15 protein-coding genes are annotated in these 20,638 nt (G+C 66.5%); 9 read left to right on the top strand and 6 right to left on the bottom strand.

Annotated features, from left to right (window positions below; all coding sequences use genetic code 11):
* The first annotated feature begins 62 nt into the window (after positions 1-62).
* The 3 genes from FG91_RS06330 (at position 63) to FG91_RS06320 (ending at position 3,034) form a co-directional block, all read left to right on the top strand.
* Entirely contained in the window at positions 63-1,082 is a 1,020-nt protein-coding gene (locus tag FG91_RS06330) for a MipA/OmpV family protein (RefSeq protein ID WP_161785630.1), read from the top strand.
* A gap of 99 nt (positions 1,083-1,181) precedes the next feature.
* On the top strand, positions 1,182-1,445 hold the full coding sequence (locus tag FG91_RS06325) for a pyrroline-5-carboxylate reductase dimerization domain-containing protein (protein ID WP_037513432.1): 264 nt from the start codon (positions 1,182-1,184) through the stop codon (positions 1,443-1,445).
* An 11-nt stretch (positions 1,446-1,456) separates the two neighbouring features.
* On the top strand, positions 1,457-3,034 hold the full coding sequence (locus FG91_RS06320) for an aldehyde dehydrogenase (NADP(+)) (RefSeq protein WP_037513690.1): 1,578 nt from the start codon (positions 1,457-1,459) through the stop codon (positions 3,032-3,034).
* Between the two features lie 100 nt (positions 3,035-3,134).
* Here FG91_RS06320 and FG91_RS06315 read toward each other — a convergent pair whose 3' ends face one another.
* The 4 genes from FG91_RS06315 to FG91_RS06300 are packed head-to-tail and all read right to left on the bottom strand — an operon-like array spanning position 3,135 to position 10,852.
* Entirely contained in the window at positions 3,135-4,994 is a 1,860-nt protein-coding gene (locus FG91_RS06315) for a DUF885 family protein (protein WP_081940449.1), read from the bottom strand.
* The gene (locus tag FG91_RS06310; RefSeq protein ID WP_037513428.1) at positions 4,946-6,697 is read right to left on the bottom strand and encodes a DUF885 domain-containing protein; all 1,752 of its coding nucleotides are present in this window, start codon (positions 6,695-6,697) and stop codon (positions 4,946-4,948) included. Before FG91_RS06310 ends, FG91_RS06315 begins: the two co-directional genes overlap by 49 nt.
* 18 nt (positions 6,698-6,715) lie before the next feature.
* A complete protein-coding gene (locus FG91_RS06305) occupies positions 6,716-8,425 on the bottom strand; it encodes a gamma-glutamyltransferase family protein (protein WP_161785629.1) in 1,710 nt (569 codons plus the stop codon).
* Positions 8,426-8,464: 39 nt separating this feature from the next.
* A complete protein-coding gene (locus tag FG91_RS06300) occupies positions 8,465-10,852 on the bottom strand; it encodes a glycoside hydrolase family 127 protein (protein ID WP_037513689.1) in 2,388 nt (795 codons plus the stop codon).
* Between the two features lie 105 nt (positions 10,853-10,957).
* On the opposite strand from FG91_RS06300, the gene FG91_RS06295 reads away from it, so the two are divergent.
* Positions 10,958-11,974 carry an Ldh family oxidoreductase gene (locus FG91_RS06295; protein WP_037513422.1) on the top strand — a complete coding sequence of 339 codons (1,017 nt, stop codon included), beginning with the start codon at positions 10,958-10,960 and terminating at the stop codon, positions 11,972-11,974.
* 1 nt (position 11,975) lies between these two features.
* Here the strand turns inward: FG91_RS06295 and FG91_RS06290 are convergent, their stop codons facing one another.
* Together FG91_RS06290 and FG91_RS06285 are read right to left on the bottom strand one after the other, a co-directional pair.
* Positions 11,976-13,178: a M24 family metallopeptidase gene (locus FG91_RS06290; protein WP_037513420.1), complete on the bottom strand. Its 1,203-nt coding sequence runs from the start codon at positions 13,176-13,178 to the stop codon at positions 11,976-11,978.
* Between the two features lies 1 nt (position 13,179).
* Entirely contained in the window at positions 13,180-14,454 is a 1,275-nt protein-coding gene (locus FG91_RS06285; protein ID WP_037513418.1) for an NAD(P)/FAD-dependent oxidoreductase, read from the bottom strand.
* 48 nt (positions 14,455-14,502) lie between these two features.
* On the opposite strand from FG91_RS06285, the gene FG91_RS06280 reads away from it, so the two are divergent.
* The 5 genes from FG91_RS06280 to FG91_RS06260 all read left to right on the top strand — a co-directional run bounded on the left by FG91_RS06280 (position 14,503) and on the right by FG91_RS06260 (position 20,592).
* On the top strand, positions 14,503-15,417 hold the full coding sequence (locus tag FG91_RS06280; protein ID WP_037513415.1) for a dihydrodipicolinate synthase family protein: 915 nt from the start codon (positions 14,503-14,505) through the stop codon (positions 15,415-15,417).
* 17 nt (positions 15,418-15,434) lie between these two features.
* Complete coding sequence (locus FG91_RS06275; protein ID WP_037513688.1) at positions 15,435-16,433, top strand: 4-hydroxyproline epimerase; 999 nt, start codon at positions 15,435-15,437, stop codon at positions 16,431-16,433.
* A 7-nt stretch (positions 16,434-16,440) separates the two neighbouring features.
* Complete coding sequence (locus tag FG91_RS06270; RefSeq protein ID WP_037513412.1) at positions 16,441-17,088, top strand: GntR family transcriptional regulator; 648 nt, start codon at positions 16,441-16,443, stop codon at positions 17,086-17,088.
* 45 nt (positions 17,089-17,133) lie between these two features.
* Positions 17,134-18,567 (top strand): amino acid permease, encoded by a 1,434-nt coding sequence (locus tag FG91_RS06265; RefSeq protein WP_037513411.1) that lies wholly within the window; start codon positions 17,134-17,136, stop codon positions 18,565-18,567.
* A 183-nt stretch (positions 18,568-18,750) separates the two neighbouring features.
* On the top strand, positions 18,751-20,592 hold the full coding sequence (locus tag FG91_RS06260) for a gamma-glutamyltransferase family protein (protein ID WP_037513408.1): 1,842 nt from the start codon (positions 18,751-18,753) through the stop codon (positions 20,590-20,592).
* Positions 20,593-20,638 lie beyond the last annotated feature (46 nt).

The following is a 20,638-nucleotide window of genomic DNA, read 5'->3' as shown; positions in this document are numbered from 1 at the left end:
AATGGCGGAATGTTTACTTACACCCCCGTAAAGAGGGGCAGGACCATAGGATGTTTGAGCGGATGACCATGCCCGATTTGACCCAGTTCTTCCGCATCACCCGCCCTGCGTATCTCCTCCCGCTTCTCGTCGCTTTCGCCGCGCCCGCCGCGGCCGAAGACGCGCCGCTGCCTTACGAGGTCACCGCCCCCGACACCGGCCTTGCGGCCGGGATCGACGAAGAGCCCGCGCGTTACCTCCAGAACACCGATATCGACGAGAATATCCTGCTCCCCGGGGCGCGGCCCGACGATGACGACGATGATGATTCGGAGCGCAAATGGTCGCGCAACTATATCGCGGTCGCGGCGGGCGTGCTCAACACGCCCGACTATAATGGCTCGAACGACCGCCGCTTTCTGCCGGCCTTCTATCTCCGTGGGCGGTACGAGGGCTTTTCCTTTTCGACGCGCGGCACCAATTTCCAGGTCGACCTGATCCGTCATCGCCGCGGCCAGAAGATCGACTGGAAATTCGGCCCGATCATCAGCCTGCGCGGCGACCGCACCGGCAGCGTCAAGGATCCGCGCGTCGATGCGCTGCCCGACCGCAAGATGGCGGTCGAAATGGGCCTCTTCACCGGGGTCACCAAGACCGGCGTGATCACCAGCGCCTATGATCAGCTCGGCTTTCGCCTCGTCGCGACCAAGGACATATCGGGCAAGCACGGCAGCTGGGCCGCGTCGCCGACGATCGATTACGGCACGCCGCTGTCGAAGCGCGCCTATATCGGCGTGTCGGCGTCGGTGAACTTCTACGGCAAGGGCTTCGGCCGCTATTATTACGACATCGACCCGATCGGCAGCGCCGCGAGCGGGCTTCCCGTCTATACCGGCGCCGGGCGCAAGGCGACCGCGGGCAAATATACGCTCGGCATGGCGGGCGCCTATGCGCTGTCGGGCGATCTTCGCAAGGGCTTCGTGCTGCTCGGCGGCGCGCAATATGGCCGCCTCGGCGACCGCTTCGCCGATTCGCCGATCGTCAAGGACGCCGGCAGCGCCGACCAGTGGCTCTTCGGCGGGGGCCTGGCTTACCAGTTCTGAGGCCGACGGCAGGGTGACTGCCCAATCGCGATGACTTGACCAAAATCGTATACGATGTACTAAGGCGTCCTCGACAATATCGTCGCGGAGACGCCCTTCTTGACCTCGGATTCTCAAGACATCTTCCGGATCGCCGATGCGATGGCGGGATCGGCGGCGATGCTGGCTGGGGCCGGAGCCGATCCCGCCGACATGGCGCGCCGCGTCGCAAGCCCGGGCGGCGTGACCCTCGCCGGCGTCGAAGTCCTTGACGAAGAGGACGCGCTGACCCGGCTGATGGGCGACACCATCGCCGCATCGGCGGCGCGCAACGACGAAATGACCCGGGCCTTCCGGCCGCAGACTCTCCCCCAAGAACAATGAAGGACGCCAAAATGATAGCTGGTTCGATTCTGGTCGGCGCGGCCGAAGACAGTGCAACCGAGACCTTCCTCGCGGTCGATCCGTCGACCGGACAGACGATCGAACCGCCGTTCGGCGCCGCGGACGCGGGCCATGTCGACCGTGCCTGTGCGCTCGCCGATGCCGCCTTCGCCAGCTTTTCCGGAACCACGCTCGAAGCGCGGGCGGCGTTTCTCGACGCCATCGCCGATGCCATTGCCGCGATCGGCGACGATCTGATCGAACGCGCAATGGCCGAGAGCGGCCTACCGCGCGCAAGGCTCGAGGGCGAGCGCGGCCGGACGATGGGGCAGCTGCGCATGTTCGCCGCCTTTGTCCGCGCGGGCGACTGGCTGCACGCGACGATCGATCCCGCCTTGCCCGACCGCGCGCCGTTGCCACGGCCCGACCTCCGCCGCCGGCACATTGCGCTCGGCCCCATCGCGGTGTTCGGTGCGAGCAACTTCCCGCTCGCCTTCTCGGTCGCCGGTGGAGACACCGCGTCGGCGTTCGCCGCGGGCTGCCCGGTCGTGGTCAAGGGCCACCCCGCGCACCCCGGCACGGGCGAGCTGGTCGCACGCGCGATCCGCGCGGCGGTCGCAAGCTCGGGCCTCCACGAAGGCGTCTTCTCCTATCTGCCCGGCCCGTCGAACGCGCTGGGCGCCGCGCTCGTCGCCGATGCGCGGATCAAGGCCGTGGGGTTCACCGGTTCGCGCGGCGGCGGGCTCGCGCTGATGCAGATCGCCGCGACGCGCGCCGAGCCGATCCCGGTGTATGCCGAGATGAGCAGCATCAATCCGGTCATCCTTTTCCCCGCCGCGCTCGGGAACCGGGCGGAAGCGCTCGGCGAGGCGTTTGCCCAGTCGCTGACGATGGGCGCCGGCCAATTCTGCACCAATCCCGGCCTGCTGATCGCGCTGGACGGCCCCGATCTCGACCGCTTCGCCGCGGCGGCGGGCGCGGCGCTGTCGGGCATCGCCCCTGCGACGATGCTCACGCCGGGTATCCACAAAAGCTTCGAGAGCGGCGTCGATGCCCTCGATCGTCATTCGGCGACGCGGCTCGTCGCGCGCGGGGCCGAAGGGCCGGGCGCTTGCGCGGCCCGCGGTGCATTGTTCATCACCGACGCCGAGGGCTTCCTCGCCGACGCGGCGCTCGGCCACGAGGTGTTCGGTTCATCGTCGGTGATCGTCCGTTGCCGCGATATCGACGAGGTTGCGGCGTTGATTGCCGGGCTCGAGGGTCAGCTCACCGCGACGCTCCAGATCGATGCCGACGACGAGCCGCTCGCCGCGCGGCTGCTGCCGCTGATCGAGCGCAAGGTCGGGCGCATCCTCGCCAATGGCTGGCCGACGGGGGTCGAGGTGGGCCATGCGATGGTGCATGGCGGACCTTATCCGTCGACCTCGGACGGGCGGAGCACCTCGGTCGGCACGCTTGCGATCGAACGCTTCCTGCGCCCGGTCAGCTATCAGAATCTGCCCGAAAGCCTGCTTCCGGCGGCGCTGAAGCCCGCCAACCCGTGGGGCATCGCGCGCCGCATCGACGGCGCGCTTGTCCTCGGCGATTGATAAGGCAGCGCTCGCGTCCGGCGGTGGGCGCGAGCGCTGCCTCCCCCCTGTTCAGTTGCCTACAGCCGCGCTGTCATAGAAGGCGTCGGGGGGAAGGAAATCAGGGGGCGGCGGCGGTCGGACCTTCGCCGCCATCGGCGATGAATTTTTCGAGCTGCTGTTCGAGCACCGGAAGCGGCACCGACCCCAGGGCGAGGAAGGTGTCGTGGAACTTGCGCTGGTCGAACTTCGGTCCCAGCTCGGCCTCGGCCTTGGTGCGCAGCCGGCGGATCGTGATCTCGCCCAGCTTGTAGGCGAGCGCCTGTCCCGGCCAGCTGATATAGCGGTCGATCTCGGTCTCGACGTCATGCTGCGCGAGCGCGGTGTGGCTCGCGAGATAGTCGATCGCCTTGTCGCGGCTCCAGCCATAATGATGGACGCCGGTGTCGACGACGAGCCGGGAGGCGCGCCACATTTCGAACGAAAGGCGGCCGAAATCCTCGTAGGGCGTGCGATAAATGCCCATCTTGGTGCCGAGCCATTCGGTGTAGAGCCCCCAGCCCTCGCCATAGCCCGAGAAATAAGTCTGGCGGCGGAAGGCCGGCCATTTCACCGTCTCGAGCGCGACCGCGGCCTGGAAGCTGTGCCCGGGGACGCATTCGTGGAGCGTCAGCGCCGGGATCTGGTACAGCGGCCGCGACGGCAGGTCGTAGGTGTTCATCAAACAGGCATCGAGCCCGCCGCGCCCTGCGGTATAGGTCGGCGCGATCGCGTCGGGCACCGGCAGGATCGTGAAGCGGTAGCGCGGCAGGAAACCGATCGTATATTTGAGCTGGCCGTCGGCGCGCTTCGCGACAAGCGCCGAGAAGGCGAGCAGTTCCTCGGGCGTCTTCGCATAAAATTGCGGGTCGGTGCGCAGGAACTGGATGAACGCCGCAAGGTCGCCCTTGAACCCCGCTTTCTCCTTCACCTGCTCCATCTCGGCGGTGATCCGCGCGACTTCCTTGAGGCCGATCTGGTGGATCTGTTCTGCGGTCAGCGCGGTGGTCGTATATTCGCGAATCTGCGCCTGATAAAAAGCCTTGCCGTCAGGCATCGCCTCGGCCGCCAGTGTCGTGCGCGCTTTGGGCAGATACTCGTCTTTGAAGAAAGTCAGCAGCTTGGCATAGGCGGGCGCGACCGTCCCCGAAATCACCTGCCTTGCTTCGGCGCGCAGCCGCTCCTGATCGGCGGCGGAGATCGTCGAGGGCATCTTGGTGAAGGCGCTGTAGAAGGGGTTTTTCGCCGGGTCGGTGTCGACATAGGCGGCGATCGTCGCGTCGCGCCCTTCGAGCGAGGCGCGCGGCACGCTGAAGCCGCGTTTCAGGCCCGCGCGCATATTGACGATCTGCTCGTCGAAATAGCGCGGGATGTCGCGCATGCGGCCGATATAGCGTTGATATTCCTCGAGCGACGGCCAGGCGTCCCGCGCGCTCAGCCCCGACCAGAACTGGCTGTCGGCGTTGAACGGCATTTCCCACATCCGGTATTTGCCCTCGGCGACGAAGGCTTCGAGGCTGGTGCGCAGCACCGCGGCGTTGATCTTCTCATTTTCGGAGAGCTGGTCGACGGGGATGGCGTCGAGCGCGGCGAGCGTCTTTTGCCAATAGGCCTGCCGCGCCGCCTGCGTCGCCGCGTCGACGCGCGGCAGATGGTCGGCCGATGCGGTGAAGGGCGGATCGCCGACGCGGCGGGCGAATTCCTTTTGCCGCCAGGCCCATTCGGCCTCGTACAGCTCGCGGAGGCGGGCGTCGGCGCTTCCCGGCGTGGCGGCCGCGGCCGAAGGGGCAGCCGCGGCGGGTGCCTCTGCCGCCGCGGGCGCGAGCGGCAGAAGGGCGAGGGTCGAAAGCAGGATCGTGCGCGTGAGCAATTTGCGTCTCCTTGTCGGAAAAATCAGGCGGCGGGTTCGGGATTGGGGTTCTTGCCCCCGCCCGCGATCCATTCGTCGACCACGCGTTCGAGCGTCGGCAGCGGCACCGACCCGAGCCCGAGCAGCGTGTCGTGGAACCAGCGCTGGTCGAAATTGGCGCCCAGCTTCGCTTCGGCCTCGGCGCGCTTGCGGCGGATCAGCATCTCGCCAAGCTTGTACGCAAGCGCCTGCCCCGGATCGTTGATGTAACGGTCGACCTCGATCGTGATCTCGTGATCGGACAATGCGGTGTGCGCCTTCATGAAATCGAGCGCCTGCTGCCGCGTCCAGCCCTTGTGGTGCAGCCCGGTGTCGACGACGAGCCGCGCCGCGCGCCACATCTCATACGTCTCGCGCCCGAACTCGTCATAGGGCGTCTCGTAAATGCCCATCTGGATGCCGAGCCATTCGGTATAGAGCCCCCAGCCTTCGCCATAGCCCGAGAAATAGGTCGTGCGGCGGATCTGCGGCCGGTCGGGCGCCTCGAGCGCGAGCGCGGCCTGAAAGCTGTGCCCCGGCGCGCATTCGTGCGCGGTCAAAGGCGGGATCGTATAGAGCGGCCGCGCGGGGAGGTTATAGGTGTTCATCAGGCAGCTCTCGAGCCCGCCGTTGCCGCCGGTCGCGAAGGGCGCGATATTGTCGGGGGTCTGGCGGATCGTGAAGCGATAGCGCGGCAAATGGCCGACGAGGAATTTGAGCTGGCCGTTGATCCGGTTCGCGACATAGGCCGATTTCGCCATCAGCTCGTACGGCGATTTCGCGGTGAACTGCGGATCGGTCTTGAGGAAGTGGAGGAAGCCGGCAAAATCGCCCGTCCATCCCGCCTTCTTCATCGTCGCCTGCATATCGGCGTCGATCCGCGCGACCTCCTTGACCCCGATTTCGTAGATCTGCTCGGGCGTCAGGTCGAGCGTCGTATATTGGCGGATCTTCGCGGGATAATAGGCCTTGCCGTCGGGCAGCGCCTCGCCCGCGATCGGGACGCGCGCGTTGGGGATATATTCGTCGCGGACGAACGCACGCAGCTTCGCGAAGGCGGGCGCAGCCGCCGCGACCGCCGCGCGGCCCTCGGCGACCAAGGCCGCGCGTTCGCTTTCGGGAATATTGCCGGGGATCGCGGCGAAGCTGGTGAACAGCGGATTCTTGTCGACGTCGGACGACGCCAGCGGCGCGATCGGCGCGTCGCGGCCGGCGAGCGAGACGCGCGGTTTGGTGAAGCCGCGCTTGAGGCCCGCGCGCATGTTGACGATCTGCTCGTCGATATAGCGCGGCATGTCGCCGAGCCGCTTGATATAATTGCGATAGGCCTCTGCCCCCGGCAGCCCGCCGCGCGGCGCGATCCACGTCCAGAAACCGAACGGGTCCTCGAACTCGCGATATTTCTGTTCGAGCGCGAATTCCTCGAGCGCGGTCTTGAACACTTCGGCGTTGATCCGCTCTTCGGGCGAGAGCTGGTCGAACGGGATCTCGTTCAGCTCGGTGAGCGCCTTGTTCCAATAGGCGGCGCGGCGCGCCTGACTCGCGGGGTCGACGCTCGGCAGCCGGTCGCTGCCCTCGCGTTCGCCGTCGGGATCGAGCGCGAGTTCCTTGGTGCGCCACTGCCATTCGGCATCATAGAGCGCTTTCAATCGGGCGTCGGCCGACTGCGAAGCGGCCCGCGGTGCCGACTGGGCAAAGGCGGGGGCGGAAAGCGCGATGGCCGAGACGGCCAGCAGGGCGGGAGCGAGAGTTCGCATCGAAATTTCTCCTGTTGATCAGTAACCGGCCGCGAGGCCGGCGCGGCGAGGATCGGCGACGCCGGTCAGGCTGCCGTCGGGATTGCGCTGGATCGCCTGGATCGATCCGAAGTGCCAATTATAGGGGGCGGTCGGGCGGACATTGACGCCGTAGCGCGTCTTGAGCTCGTCGCGCACCGCCTGCGTCACGCGGCTTTCGACCACCATCGGCACCCCCGCCTGCGATCCCTGAAAGCGCGGCGCGTCGACCGCCTGTTCGAGCGGCATGCCGTATCCGAGCAGGTTGATGAGGGTGATTGTCACCGCGCGCGACGACAGGCCGGGCGAGCCGATCGTCATCCACGGCTTGCCGTCCTTTGCGACCATCGTCGGCGGAAAGGGCGAGATGACGCGGCGGCCGGCGCCCGCGGTATTGCCGGGGAAATTATTGCCGCTGTTCATCGCGATCCCGTCGACGACCATGCCCGTCGCGAAGGTGCTGCCGTAAACCGAGTGGGTGACCGAGGCCATATTCCCCTCTGCGTCGACCGCGACGAGATGATTGGTGTCGGTCGAATGGCGGTCGTGGCTATCGAAGGTGGCGGCGAGTTCGAGCGCGCTTCCCGGCACCGCCGAGGCCTGCGGCGCCACCGCGGGCTTGGGCAGGCTAGCGGCCACCTGCGCCGCGAAGCGTTTCGCATTGTCTTTCGACAACAGCATCTCGGTCGGCACATCATAGCTCAGCGGATCGCGCACAAATTCGTCGGTCGCGGTCTCGGCATAGCCGAAGGCACGGCGGATCAGCTCGAGCGCTTCGGCCGACTGCGCATAATGCGGGCGCGCCTTGAGGTCGTAATTCTCGACGACGTTCAGCACCATCGAGATCAAAGTCCCCGCGGTCGACGGCGGCGGCGCGCCGATGATCTCATAACCATTATAGGTCGAGCGCAGCGGCGTTTCCCAGCGCGCCTTGTACCCCGCGAGCTCCTCGGCGGTCAGCCCGCCGCCGGTCGCGCGCACCGCGGCGACGAAGCGCTGCGCCCATTCGCCGGTGTAGATGTATGATGGTCCTTCGGCGGCAATGCGGCGCATCGCCTGCGCCAGCCGCGGATGCTTCACGATCGTGCCGACGGGCGGGACATAACCCTCGGGCAGATATTCCTCGCGCCCCGACGGATAAGCCGAAAGCCGCGTCAGCGCCGCCTCGGCCAGTTCGCCATAGAGGAAGCTATACATCGGGTAACCGTCGTCGGCGAGCTTGATCGCGGGGGCGAAATAATCGCCCCATTTGAGCGTTCCGAAGCGGTCCGCCGCCGCCTTCAGCCCCGCGACGGTGCCCGGAATGCCGATGCGCTTGCCCGACGTGTCGGGCAGTCGCTCGCCCCCGCCGCCGGTATATTGCGCCCAGCCGCCGCCGACCTGCGCATCCTTGGTGTGGTCGAGTTCGGCGTCGAGATAATGATATTCGCGGGTCTTGGCGTCATAATAGAGGATCGAGACGCCGCCCGCGAGGGTCGTCATCTGCGGTTCGATCACCGCCTGCATCGGGACCGCGGTCAGCACGGCGTCGAGCGCGGTGCCGCCTTTCCTCATCACCTCGACCATCGCCTTGGTCACTATGGGGTTCGACGAGGACGCCATCGCCGATTTGGCATGGACCGCGGGCTTCGCGCCCTGTTCCTGCGCGAGCGTGGGCTGCGCGAATATCGCAAGCCCGAGCGTGACCAGCAATCGACAGCGTCTATCCATTTTTGCGACCCCCTGTTTCATTGTCGAATTAGCCGTGCGTCAAACCGTCCCTTTGGCTGTTTCGGGGGCTGAAGCGGGCGTGAAGATGCGGACGCCGAAAACGGGGCCGCAGCGTGTCGTGTCGTTGGCGGGCTGGAAGCGGACGGTAACTTCGCCCTTGCCGCGGGTCAGGTCGGCCGGGATCGGATAATCGATCGTGAAAAAGTCGCCAGGGTGCCCGCCGTCGAGCGCCTGCGTCGCGATCTTCGTCCCGTCGATGAGGATGTCGAACAGCTTGTTCCGCTCTTCGCCCCAATAGGTCGCCTGTAGCACCAGCGGTCCCGGCCGCACCTTCGCCCTATATTCGAAGAAGCCGAAGGTGCGCGCGTCGCGCCCGTGACGGCCGCGATAGGTGACGGCATAGCTGTTCTTGGCGGTCAGCCCATGGTCGCGCTCGGGCTGCATCTCGCCCAAATTCATGACATCGACCGACCGGCGCGCGAGGTCCTGCTGGCGCGCATGCTCGGCGGCAAAGGCGACCTGCTCACGCGCCCAGCCGGCATCGTCGAAGCTTTTGAAATAGACCGCGGTGCGGCGATCGCGCTGCTGGTAAAAGGGTGCGAAGCTGAGGTCGGCGGGCCGCGCGATGCCGGTCGTGCGGAACTTCCCTGTCGCAGCATCGACCGGCGCGAAGCCCGCGAGCAGGTCGGCCGCGACGAGCGCCGGAGCGGGCCCCTCGAACGGCCGGTCGGCGGGGCCGAGGTCGGCAGCGAGTACGACGGGGCCGTGGAGCAGCGCGACGGTCGACGGATCGTCGTTCGCGGCTTCGGTGCGCAGCCGCATCGGCAGCGTCAGCGCGATCCGGTCGCCCTTCGCCCAGCGGCGGCGGATCACCGCATAATCGCCAGAGGGTCCCGCGGGTACGGATTTGCCGTTCACCGTCAGCGCCGCGCCCTCGCACCAGCCCGGAATCCGCAGCGCCACCGCGAAGTCACGCGGGCGATCGAGCGTTTCGAGCGTGATCGCGACGTTTTCGCCGAACGGATAGGCGGTTTCCATCCGGAAACCCGCGCCCTGGCTTTCCCATGTCGCGGTCGAGGCGATGTAGAGGTTCACGAGCAGGGTGTCGCCGCTCTGCCACCACACCGAATCGCCGTGCTTGGCGTGGCTTTCCATCCCCGACCCGACGCAGCACCAGAAATCGTCGAAGGGTTTCGAAAATTTGCGTGCCGACCCCGACATCAGCGGCACCATATAGGCGAACATGCCCGTCGCCGGGTCCTGATGCGCGAGGATATGGTTGGTGTGCGCGCGCTCATAATAATCGAACAGCCGCGCCTCGGGCCGCCAGCCGTAGAGGTGGCGGGTGAGCTTGAGCATATTATAGCTGTTGCAGCTTTCGCACGTCTGCTCGGTGATATGTTTCGAGATCGTCCGCGGCGCCGGGAAATATTCGCGGTCGGCATTGCCACCGATGACATAGGAGTAATCGCGGATCACCGTTTCCCAGAAGAAGCGCGCCGCCGACGCATCGCCCGCCTTGCCGGTCAGCTCGTGCAGCCGCGCAAGGCCGATGATCTTCGGGATCTGGGTGTTGGCATGGATCCACGGCAGCGAATCCGTGCCCTCGCTGAGCGGATCGAGTATCTTGCGGTGGCGCAGCCGTTCGGCGAGGCGCAGCCAGCGGGGGTCTTTCGTGCGGGCATGAAGCTCGGCGAAACTCTCGTTGATCCCGCCATGCTCGCAATCGAGTATCTGCTGGACCTGATCGTCGTTCAGCGCCGCAAACACGCCATCGATGTATGTGCCAAGTCCGACCGCGACGGGCAGCGCCCTGGCATTGCCGCAAAGCTCCTGCGCGTCGAACAATCCGGCGAACAATTTGTGCCAGTTGTAGAAAGGGACCCAGCAGCCGTTGAGGTCGAACCCCATCGAACGGATGTCGCCGCGCGTCAGCTCGGCGAAGATCGTCTTGCCGTCCTCGACGACATCGCCGCGCTTGCGCGTGAAACCCGCGACATAGCCGTCGCCATGCGCGGCCTGCGCCGCGGCGAGTTCGTCGACGATATAAGAGGCGCGGCGTTTGCATTCCTCGTCGCCCGTCTGGGCATACATCAGCGACAAGGCGGTCAGATAATGGCCAAGGCTGTGCCCGGCGATGGTGTCGCTTTCCCACCCGCCATAGACCGCGCCCTTGGGTTCGAGCCCCGCGCTGGCGCGAAAATTATGCAGCAGGCGGTCGGGCTCGAGTGCGTGCAGGTAACGGCGATTGCCCTCGATCGCCTCAAGCCAGGGCGATTCGAGCAGGCGGACTGCCGACAGGGGCAGCGGTTTGGCTGGCCCGAAAGTCGTGGTCGAAACGGGCGCGGCGCGGGCGAAAACAGGGACAAGCGCGGCGGCTGCGGCGCCCGCGAGCAGGGTGCGGCGATCGACGTGCCATATTTGCATCATGCTCCCCTGAGACTTCGCTCGCCTTGGTACAGCATATTATATAGTATACGAATTTAGCAAGCTGCTATAATGGCCCTTGGAACATTTGCTGTGAGATGAGTGATGAGCGACGAAAAAGTCCGACTTTCGCTGGATGACGTGGCGACGCTGTCGCGCGAAATCCTGACGCACCACGGCCTCGCGCCCCAGCATGTCGAGGCGGTGACCGAAACCATCGTCGCCGGCGAACGCGACGAATGCGCGAGTCACGGGATCTATCGCCTGCTCGTTTGCGTCAACACGCTGAAGACAGGCAAGGTGATCAAGGATGCCACCCCCCTCGTGTCCGATATCGCGCCCGCGCTGGTTCGGGTCGATGCGGGCGGCGGGTTTGCCCAGACCGCGTTCGGCGCGGGGCTGCCGACGCTCGTCGAAAAGGCACGGCGGAATGGAATTGCGGCGCTCGGGATCAACAATTGCGTGCATTTCGCGGCGCTCTGGCCCGAGGTCGAAGCGGTTGCCGCCGCGGGCCTCGTCGCCTTCGCCTGCACCCCCAGCCACGCGTGGGTCGCGCCCGCCGGCGGCATCAAACCCTTGTTCGGTACCAACCCGATCGCGTTCGGCTGGCCGCGCCCTGGCGCCTATCCCTATATCTTCGATTTCGCGACGAGCGCGGTCGCGCGCGGCGAGATCGAACTGCATCGCCGCGCAGGCAAGCCGATTCCCGAAGGCTGGGGCATCGACGCCGAAGGGCGGCCAACGACCGATGCCAAAGCCGCGCTCGACGGCGCGATGCTGACATTCGGCGGACACAAGGGGTCGGCGCTCGCGACGATGGTCGAACTGATCGCGGGGCCGCTGATCGGCGATCTCACCAGCGCCGAATCGATCGCGCTCGACGATGGCGCCGGCTCATCGCCGATCGGCGGCGAATTCATTCTCGCGATCGATCCCGCGGGCTTCCTCGGCGCCGAGGCGGCGAAGCATATCGAACGTGCCGAAGCGATATTCGACGCGATCACCGGGCAAGGTGCGCGCTTACCTTCCCAGCGCCGCTTCGAAGCGCGCGCGCGCAGCCTCGCCAATGGCGTGCAGGTGCCGCGCCCGCTCTACGACGACGTGCGCGCGCTGCTGGACTAGCTCAGCCGAACGGCCGGTCGATCGCGGGCGAGGGTTCGGTGAACCATTTGGCGCCGCTTTCGGTCATATAGAAATGATCCTCGAGCCGGATGCCAAAGCGGTCGGGGATAACGATCATCGGCTCGTTCGAAAAACACATGCCGGGTGCGAGCGGGGTCGTGTCGCCGCGCACCAGATAGGCGGGCTCGTGGATCGACAGCCCGATGCCGTGGCCGGTGCGGTGCGGCAGGCCGGGCAAGCGATAGTCGGGGCCGAGCCCCGCCCTCTCCAGCACGGCGCGTGCCGCGGCATCGACCGCCTCGCACGGCGCGCCGGGCAGCGCGGCGTCGAAGGCCGCGGCCTGCGCTTCCTTTTCGAGCGCCCAGATATGCCGCTGCTCCGCATCGGCGTCGCCGAAAACATAGGTGCGGGTGATGTCCGAGTTATAGCCCTCGATAACGCAGCCGACATCGATCAGCACGACGTCGCCTTCGTGCAATTGCGCGTCGCCGGGAAGCCCGTGCGGAAAGGCGGTCGAACGGCCGAACTGGACGATGCAGAAGCTGTTGCCGCCCGGCGCTCCGATTTTGCGGTGCGCCTCCTCCAGAAAGCGCGTGACCTCGCTCGCGCGGATGCCGGGGGCGAGGATGCGTGCGGCGCGGCGATGCACTTCGAGCGTCATCGACTTCGCCTGCTGGAGCAGCGCGAGTTCGGTGGCGGATTTGACCATCCGGCAGCCGTCGACAATCGGCCCGCCGTCGACGATGTCGAGCGCCGGACCGGCGCGGCGGATGCGATCGACGAACAGGAACGCCATGCCCGGATCGATTGCGAGCCTGGTCGCACCAACCTCGCGCAAGGCACCGACCACCAGTTCGGACGGGCTCTCATCCTCCTCCCACAATCGCAACTCGACCTCGATCTTGAGGTCGGCCTCGAGCGTGCCGAGCTCGAACGCGGGCGCGATGACGATGGGTTTTCCCGTACGCGGCAGCAGCATCGCGACGAGCCGCTCGCTCGCGCCCCACGGGATGCCCGCGTAATAGCGCAGGCTCGCGCCCGCCCCGACCAGCAGCGCATCGGCGCCGTTCGCGTGCATCAGCCGCCGCGCCTTTTCGATGCGCTCCTCGCGCTCCGCCGCGGCGATTGGCGCGGCGCGATCGGCCCAGGGGGCGATGGCGGCGAGTTCCTGTGCGGCGGTCGATCCGCCGATTCCGTTGGTCATGTCAGGCTCCAAAACGCTTGAGGTCGAAGGGGGAGAGGTCGAAGGGCGGCGCGTCGCCAGCAACGAGCGCGGCGATGGCATCGCCCGTCGTCGCGGCGAGGGTCAGGCCCAGATGCTGGTGCCCGAACGCATAGAAGAGGTTCGCCGCGCGGTCGCTCCGCCCGATCGCGGGCAGATAGTCGGGCAAGGTCGGCCGCGCGCCCATCCATTCGGCGCCGGGCAATCCGAAGGACAGGCCGAGCGCCGCGACATGTTTTCGCAGCCGCGCCCATTTACGCGGATCGGCGGGGCTGGCGCCGCGGCCGAATTCGACGAAGCTCGCGGCGCGCAGCCCCGAGCGGAAGCGGGTGACGATCATCGACCGGTCCTCGAACACCACCGGCGGCATATCATGCGGCCAGCCGGTGTCGGCCGACTGGATATGATAGCCGCGCTCGGCGATGATCGGTACGCGCTGGCCGATCGACGCCATCAGCGCCCCCGACGCGGCGCCGCCCGCGATCACCATCGTGTCCGCGGCGTGGCGTGTACCGTCGACGGCGATGGCGACGGCGCGGCCGTCCTCGATCACCAGCCGGTCGATCCTCGCCGCGATTCGCGAACCGCCGGCAGCGTCAAATGCGGCGCGCAGCGCCTCACCCAGCGCATCGAGATCGGCGATCTGGCCCGATCCCGCAATATGGACCGCGGCCGCGACCGGCGCCGAGGTGAGCGCGGCCAATCGCGTCATCTCGGCGGACGATGCATCGCGCATAGTCGCTTGGCCGATATCGGTCGCCGCCCAGTGTGCGCGGCCAGCTTCGGCGCTCGCCGCGCTTTCCCACAGGATATAATGGCCATCCTCGACGAGGAGGTCGCCCGCGCCGATTCGGGCCAGCAGCCGGCGCCACGAACCCATCGCATCACCCAGCGCCTGACCGAGCGCCGCGCGGCCGGCCGCGAAGCGCGCGGGGCGCGTCGCGGCGACGAGCCGCAGCGAGAAGGGCAGCCACGCGCCGATATCGCGCCATGGCAAGGACAGCGCGCCGCCGCGCCAGAACAGGCGGCGCGGCATCGAGCGGATCGTCGCGCGCGACGCGAGCGGCTCGACCTGTTCGATGGCGATATGGCCCGCATTCCCCCATGATGCGGCAGGGGATGCCGAGGGCGAATCGATCAATGTGACTGAAATGTCGCGTTTTTGTAGCGCGAGAGCGGTGGCGAGTCCGACGACGCCACCGCCAATTACGACGGCATTCTGCGGATCGGACGAGCGGGATGGAAAATCATTTGGCATCTTGTATCATATACCGTATACGATCTGAAGCTTCAACGGAGGTAATGAATGAGCGTGATAAGGACACTGTGGGAGGGCGTATATCCCGCAGCTACCACTCAATTCGCCGAAGATCTGTCGGTCGATTATGATGCAACCCAGCGTGTGCAGAGCGCGCTTGTCGATGACGGGGTGACCGGACTCATCATTCTCGGCACGTGCGGCGAGAATAATTCGCTCGAGCCCGACGAAAAGCGGAATATCCTGAAAGGCGCGGTCGAGGCGGTTGCCGGGCGCGTGCCCGTCGTCGCGGGCGTGTCCGAACTCACCACCGCGCGCGCGATCCAATATGCGAAGGATGCCGAAAAGCTCGGCGCCGATGCGATCATGCTCTTGCCCGCGATGGTCTATGTGCCGACCCCCGAAGAGCTGCAGGCGCATTTCCGTGCCGTTGCCGAGGCGACCTCGCTGCCGGTCATGCTCTATAACAATCCGCCCGCGTACCGCGTCGACGTCGATTTCGCGACGCTCGAGGCGCTGCGCGACGTGTCCAACATCGTCGCGATCAAGGAAAGCGCGCCCGATCCCCGCCGCTTCACCGACGTCTTCAACCGTTTCGGCGATCGCTATACGGTGATGGCCGGGCTCGACGACGTCGCGCTCGAGGGCCTGTTCCTTGGCGCCAGCGGCTGGGTCTCGGGGCTGACGAGCGCCTTCCCGACCGAATCGGTCCGCCTTGTCGCGGCCTTCAACGAGGGCAGACATGACGAGGCGCTGGCGATCTATCGCTGGTTCATGCCGCTTCTCCATCTCGACGCCGACCGCGATCTGGTCCAGTCGATCAAGCTCGCCGAAGAGATCATGGGGCGCGGCTCCGAACGCGTCCGCATGCCGCGCATGCCGCTCGCCGGGCAGCGCCGCAAGGATGTGATCGCGATGGTCGAAAAATGCGCGGCGACGCAGCCGAGCAAGATCGCAGCCTGACGGGCCAGGGAGAGTCCATGCGCCACACCTTCTTCTGCATCGACGGCCACACTGCCGGCAATCCGGTCCGGCTGGTCGCCGGTGGTGCGCCGCTCGTCCGCGGTGGGTCGATGGGCGAGCGGCGCCAGGACTTTCTCGACCGGTTCGACTGGATCCGAACGAGCCTTTGTTTCGAACCGCGCGGGCACGACATGATGTCGGGCGGATTTCTTTATCCGCCCACTCAGCCGGACAGCGACATCGGCATCCTGTTCATCGAAACCAGCGGCTGCCTTCCTATGTGCGGCCACGGGACGATCGGGCTCATCACCTTCGGGCTCGAGAATGGGCTGATTACCCCGCGGGTGCCCGGCAAGTTGCGCGTCGAGGTTCCCGCGGGGACGATCGACATCGAATATGGCACCGAGGGCGATCGGGTTGCGTGGGTGCGGATCCGCAACGTGCCCTCCTATCTCGCGGCCGAGGGGATCGAAATCGACGTCCCCGGCTTCGGCCGGCTCAAGGTCGATGTCGCCTATGGCGGCAATTATTATGCGATCATCGAGCCGCAGGGTCCTTATATCGGTCTCGACGCGCTCGGTGCGTCGCGGATCGTCGATCTCAGCCGCACCATTCGCTCGCTGATGCAGGCGGCGTACGAACCGGTGCATCCGGTCGACGACCGCATCCGCGGCGTCAGCCATGTCATGTGGACCGACCGGCCCAAGGGCGAAGGCGCCGACGGCCGCAACGCGGTCTTTTATGGCGAGCGCGCGATCGACCGCAGCCCGTGCGGCACCGGCACGTCGGCGCGGATGGCGCATCTCGTCGCCAAGGGACGGCTGCAGGTTGGCGACCGTTTCGTCCACGAAAGCTATATCTGCAGCCGCTTCATTGGACGGGTCGAGGACAGCGCGATGCTCGGCGATACGCCCGGCATTATTCCCTCGATCGAGGGATCGGCGATCGCGACCGGCTTCAACACGATCTGGGTCGATCAAGCAGACAGCTTCTGGAATGGATTTTCGGTGCTATGAGGTCTTTATGAGCCTCATCATCCGAAACCTGTCCGACCAGCTGGTGGACCTCGTCCGCGACCGCATCCTTTCGGGCGGCGTTTCCAGCGAACATGCAATCCGCCAGGACGCGCTGGCCGCCGAACTCGGCGTCAGCAAGATTCCGCTACGCGAAGCGCTCGCCCGCCTCGAAGAGGAAGGGCTGGTCCGATCCCAGGCGAACCGCGGCTTCTTCGTGCGGTCGCTCAGCGCTTCGGAGGCGCAGGAAGTCTATGAGCTGCGTATCAAGCTGGAACCCGACGCCACCGCGCGCGCCGCGCTGCTCGCGACCGAGGCCGACCACGCCCATGCGATCGAAACGCTCGATACGCTCGACCATGTCACCGATGAGCATGGCGACGGGGTCGGCGCCTTCAACCGCGCTTTCCACCGCGCGCTGTTCCGCCCGTGCGGCCAGCCGGTCACGATCACCATTCTCGAGCGCCTGCAGGTGCTCTCCGAACGCTATGTGCGTGTCCACCTCGAACCGCTGGGGCGCGACGAGCGCGCGAACGAGGAACATCACGAGCTGCTCGAGGCGTGGCTTGCGCGCGACGCGGACAAGATTTCGGTGCTGGTCGATGCGCATATCCGCAAGACGCTGGACGATCTCAGGCAGCAGCTCGTCGACGATTAACAGGGGGCCGGCTGCCGTCGGCTCCAGACAAGGGAGGAGCAATAGGTGGCAGCAGGTTTTTTCGGGCCGATAAAGCCCATCGCGGTCGCGCGGCAGGAGGCGGGGCATAGTCTGCGCGCCACGCTCAGCTGGCCGCATCTTGTGGCGCTGGGGGTCGGCGCGATCGTCGGAACGGGTATCTACACGCTGACCGGCGTCGGCGCCGAGCGCGCGGGTCCCGCGGTCATCCTCGCCTTTGCCATTGCCGGTGCGGTCTGCGCCTGCGCCGCGCTCGCCTATGCCGAACTCGCGACGATGATCCCCACGTCGGGCAGCGCCTATACCTATACCTATTCGGTGCTCGGCGAGACGCTCGCCTGGATCGTCGGGTGGAGCCTGATCCTCGAATATTCGCTTGCCTGTTCGACCGTCGCGGTCGGCTGGTCGGGTTATCTGGTCGGCTGGATCCAGTCGGCGGGCATCCATCTGCCCCCCGCCCTGCTATCCGGCCCGCACGCCGGCGGCATCGTCAACCTGCCCGCCGTGCTCGTCGCGCTCGGGGTGGCGGGCATGCTGATGGCCGGGACGCGCGAGAGCGCGACGCTCAACATCATCCTCGTGGTGATCAAGCTCGTCGCGCTGTCGATCTTCGTCGCCTTTGCGGCGCCCGCGTTCGACGCGAACAATCTCCAGCCCTTCATGCCCTACGGCTTTGCCAGCCATGTCGACGCGAGCGGCGCGACCAAGGGGGTGATGGCGGCCGCCGCGATCGTCTTCTTCGCCTTCTATGGCTTCGACGCGGTCGCGACCTCGGCCGAAGAGACCAAGAATCCCAAGCGCGACCTGACGATCGGCATCATCGGGTCGATGGCGATCTGCACGCTCATCTATATGCTCGTCGCGATCAGCGCGGTCGGCGCGATGCACTATACGACGCTCGGCAATTCGCCCGAGCCGCTCGCGCTCGTGCTCCGCACGCTCGGCCACCCGGTCGCCTCGCACCTCGTCGCGCTCGCGGCGCTCATCGCCTTACCGTCGGTCATCCTCGTGATGATGTACGGCCAGAGCCGCGTCTTCTTTGTGATGAGCCGCGACGGCCTGCTGCCGCGTTCGCTGAGCCGCGTGTCCGAACGCACGGGAACGCCGGTGTTCGTCACCGGCGTGACGGGTGTTTTCGTCGCCGGCGTCGCGGGCTTCTTCCGCCTCGACGAGATCGCCGAACTGGCCAACGCCGGAACGCTGATCGCCTTCATCGCGGTCGGCGTCTGCCTGATGGTCCTGCGCAAAAGGGCGCCCGACCTGCCGCGCGTGTTCCGCTGCCCGGCGCCCTATCTGGTCGGCACGCTCGCGGTGCTCGGCTGCCTCTATCTGCTGTTCAGCCTGCCCAGCATGACGCTGGTCCGCTTCCTCGGATGGAACATCCTCGGCGTCCTCGTCTACTTTGCGTATGGCCGCGCGCGTAGCCTTGCACGGCGCGATCAGGCGGTCGTAGGGATCTGACGTCCCGGGGCGGTTATCGCCGTCCCGCCGAACGAACGAAGGGCTATGGCGCAGCGATGCGCCATAGCCCTTTCGCTTTCGCTTTCGCTTTCCGCGCTGCCCGCCCGCGATCGTATATCAAATCCGGTCTTGCTATTGTGCCCGCATCTCGCAGAATGATTTTTTTCACGAGGATTTGAACCCATGCATCGTCGTACGCTTCTCGCTGCCGTTCCGGCTGCAGCATTGCTGCCGACCACCGGCTTCGCGCAGGGCGGCCAGCCCAAGCCCGCCCCCAAGGCGAGCGGTTCGGCGCCGCCGGTGTGGGAAGCGGGCGAGGACCGGTTTGTCCGGCCCGACGTTCAGGGCGGCGACCGGCCGGTCGGTGCAAGCTTCGCCTCGCGCACCGCGGCCTATGGCCTCCATGGCGCGGCGGGCACCGCGCATCCGCTCGCCACACAGGCGGGGATCGACATATTGAAGCGCGGCGGGTCGGCGGTCGATGCGGCGATCGCGATCAACGCGTGCCTCGGCCTCCTCGAACCGACCGCGAACGGCATCGGCGGCGACGTCTATGCGATGATCTGGGACCCCAAGACAAAGAAGCTCGCGGGGCTTGCCGGCTCGGGGAAAAGCCCGCGCGGGCTCGACCTCGCGACGGTGCGCAGCCGCGCGAAGGGCGGGACCTTGCCCGCCTATGGCGCGATCAGCGTGTCGGTGCCGGGCGCGGTCGACGGTTGGTGGACGATGCACCAGCGCTACGGGAAGCTGCCGTGGAAAGAGCTGTTCGAACCCGTCATCGCGCATGCCGAGGCGGGCGCGCCGGTGCCCGACATGATCGCTTATTATATCCGCCGCGCGATCGCCAATTTCCGCCAGCCCGGCCGCGGGATCGAGGAAATCGACAATGCGATGCGCACTTATGGGATCAATGACGGCAAGGGGCCGAACGCGGGGCAGATATTCCGCAACCCCGACCTGGCGCGCACCTTCCGCCTGATCGCCGAAGGGGGCCGCGATGCCTTTTACACCGGCGAGATCGCGCGAACGATCGACGGCTATTTCAAGCGGATCGGCGGCTGGCTGCGCTACGAGGATCTCGCCGCGCACAAGTCCGAATGGATCGAGCCGCACAAGACCGGCTATCGCGGCACCGACGTCTATGCGCTCGGCGCGAACACGCAGGGCATCGCGACCTTGCAGATGCTCAACATCCTCGAGCATTTCGACCTGAAGGGCGCGGGCTTTCAGTCGGCGCGGTCGATCCATCTGCAGGCGGAGGCCAAGCGCCTCGCCTATGAGGATCGCGCGCGTTACTATGCCGATCCGCATTTCGCCAAGGTGCCGGTCGAATGGCTGGTGTCGAAGGACTATGCCGCCGAGCGTGCCAAGCTGATCCGCCCCGACCGGCTGCTGTCGCCGGTCTATCCGGGGAAGGCGCCGAGCCGCGGCGACACGACCTATTTCAGCTGCGCCGACAAGGATGGCATGATGGTGTCGATGATCCAGTCGAACTTCCGCGGCATGGGGTCGGGGCTGGTCGCCGACGGGCTGGGCTTCATGTTTCAGGATCGCGGGCAGTTGTTCAGCCTTCAGGACGGTCATCCGAATATCTATGCGCCGGGCAAGCGGCCGTTCCAGACGATCATCCCGGGTTTCGCGGCGCGCGGCGATGTGCCGTGGATGAGCTTTGGCGTAATGGGCGGCGACATGCAGCCGCAGGGGCAGGCGCAGATCATCATCAACCGCGTCGATTACGGGCTGGAGATCCAGGCCGCGGGCGATTCGCCGCGCTGGCACCATGAGGGATCGTCCGAGACGATGGGCGAGGATTCGCCGGGCGATGGCATCAATGGCGTACTGCGGCTCGAAAGCGGCGTCCCCGCGGCGACGCAGCGGCAGCTGGCCGATATCGGCTGGACGCTCGGCGAGTCCGACGGTGGTTTCGGACGCTACCAGTGCGTCGAGCATCGCATGGATGGCAAGACGCGCGTCTATGCGGCGGCGAGCGAGATGCGCGCCGATGGGTGTGCGCTCGCTTATTGAGGCCGGTCCCGTCATCGCCAAACAAAGAGGGCGACCGCATCGCTGC

The organism is Sphingopyxis sp. LC81, assembly GCF_000756375.1.
In the GTDB taxonomy this organism is placed as follows: Bacteria; Pseudomonadota; Alphaproteobacteria; order Sphingomonadales; family Sphingomonadaceae; genus Sphingopyxis.
Note: the sequence above shows the minus strand (reverse complement) of the source record. Positions and strands in the feature narration are given on the sequence as shown.

Bases quoted from the DNA above. Each gene is read 5' to 3' on its own strand.
- FG91_RS06330 (WP_161785630.1), top strand. From the start codon at position 63: ATGACCATGCCCGATTTGACCCAGTTCTTCCGCATCACCCGCCCTGCG.
- FG91_RS06320 (WP_037513690.1), top strand. From the start codon at position 1,457: ATGATAGCTGGTTCGATTCTGGTCGGCGCGGCCGAAGACAGTGCAACC.
- FG91_RS06315 (WP_081940449.1), bottom strand. From the start codon at position 4,994: ATGGATCGCGGGCGGGGGCAAGAACCCCAATCCCGAACCCGCCGCCTG.
- FG91_RS06310 (WP_037513428.1), bottom strand. From the start codon at position 6,697: ATGCGAACTCTCGCTCCCGCCCTGCTGGCCGTCTCGGCCATCGCGCTT.
- FG91_RS06305 (WP_161785629.1), bottom strand. From the start codon at position 8,425: ATGGATAGACGCTGTCGATTGCTGGTCACGCTCGGGCTTGCGATATTC.
- FG91_RS06300 (WP_037513689.1), bottom strand. From the start codon at position 10,852: ATGCAAATATGGCACGTCGATCGCCGCACCCTGCTCGCGGGCGCCGCA.
- FG91_RS06295 (WP_037513422.1), top strand. From the start codon at position 10,958: ATGAGCGACGAAAAAGTCCGACTTTCGCTGGATGACGTGGCGACGCTG.
- FG91_RS06290 (WP_037513420.1), bottom strand. From the start codon at position 13,178: ATGACCAACGGAATCGGCGGATCGACCGCCGCACAGGAACTCGCCGCC.
- FG91_RS06285 (WP_037513418.1), bottom strand. From the start codon at position 14,454: ATGCCAAATGATTTTCCATCCCGCTCGTCCGATCCGCAGAATGCCGTC.
- FG91_RS06280 (WP_037513415.1), top strand. From the start codon at position 14,503: ATGAGCGTGATAAGGACACTGTGGGAGGGCGTATATCCCGCAGCTACC.
- FG91_RS06275 (WP_037513688.1), top strand. From the start codon at position 15,435: ATGCGCCACACCTTCTTCTGCATCGACGGCCACACTGCCGGCAATCCG.
- FG91_RS06270 (WP_037513412.1), top strand. From the start codon at position 16,441: ATGAGCCTCATCATCCGAAACCTGTCCGACCAGCTGGTGGACCTCGTC.
- FG91_RS06260 (WP_037513408.1), top strand. From the start codon at position 18,751: ATGCATCGTCGTACGCTTCTCGCTGCCGTTCCGGCTGCAGCATTGCTG.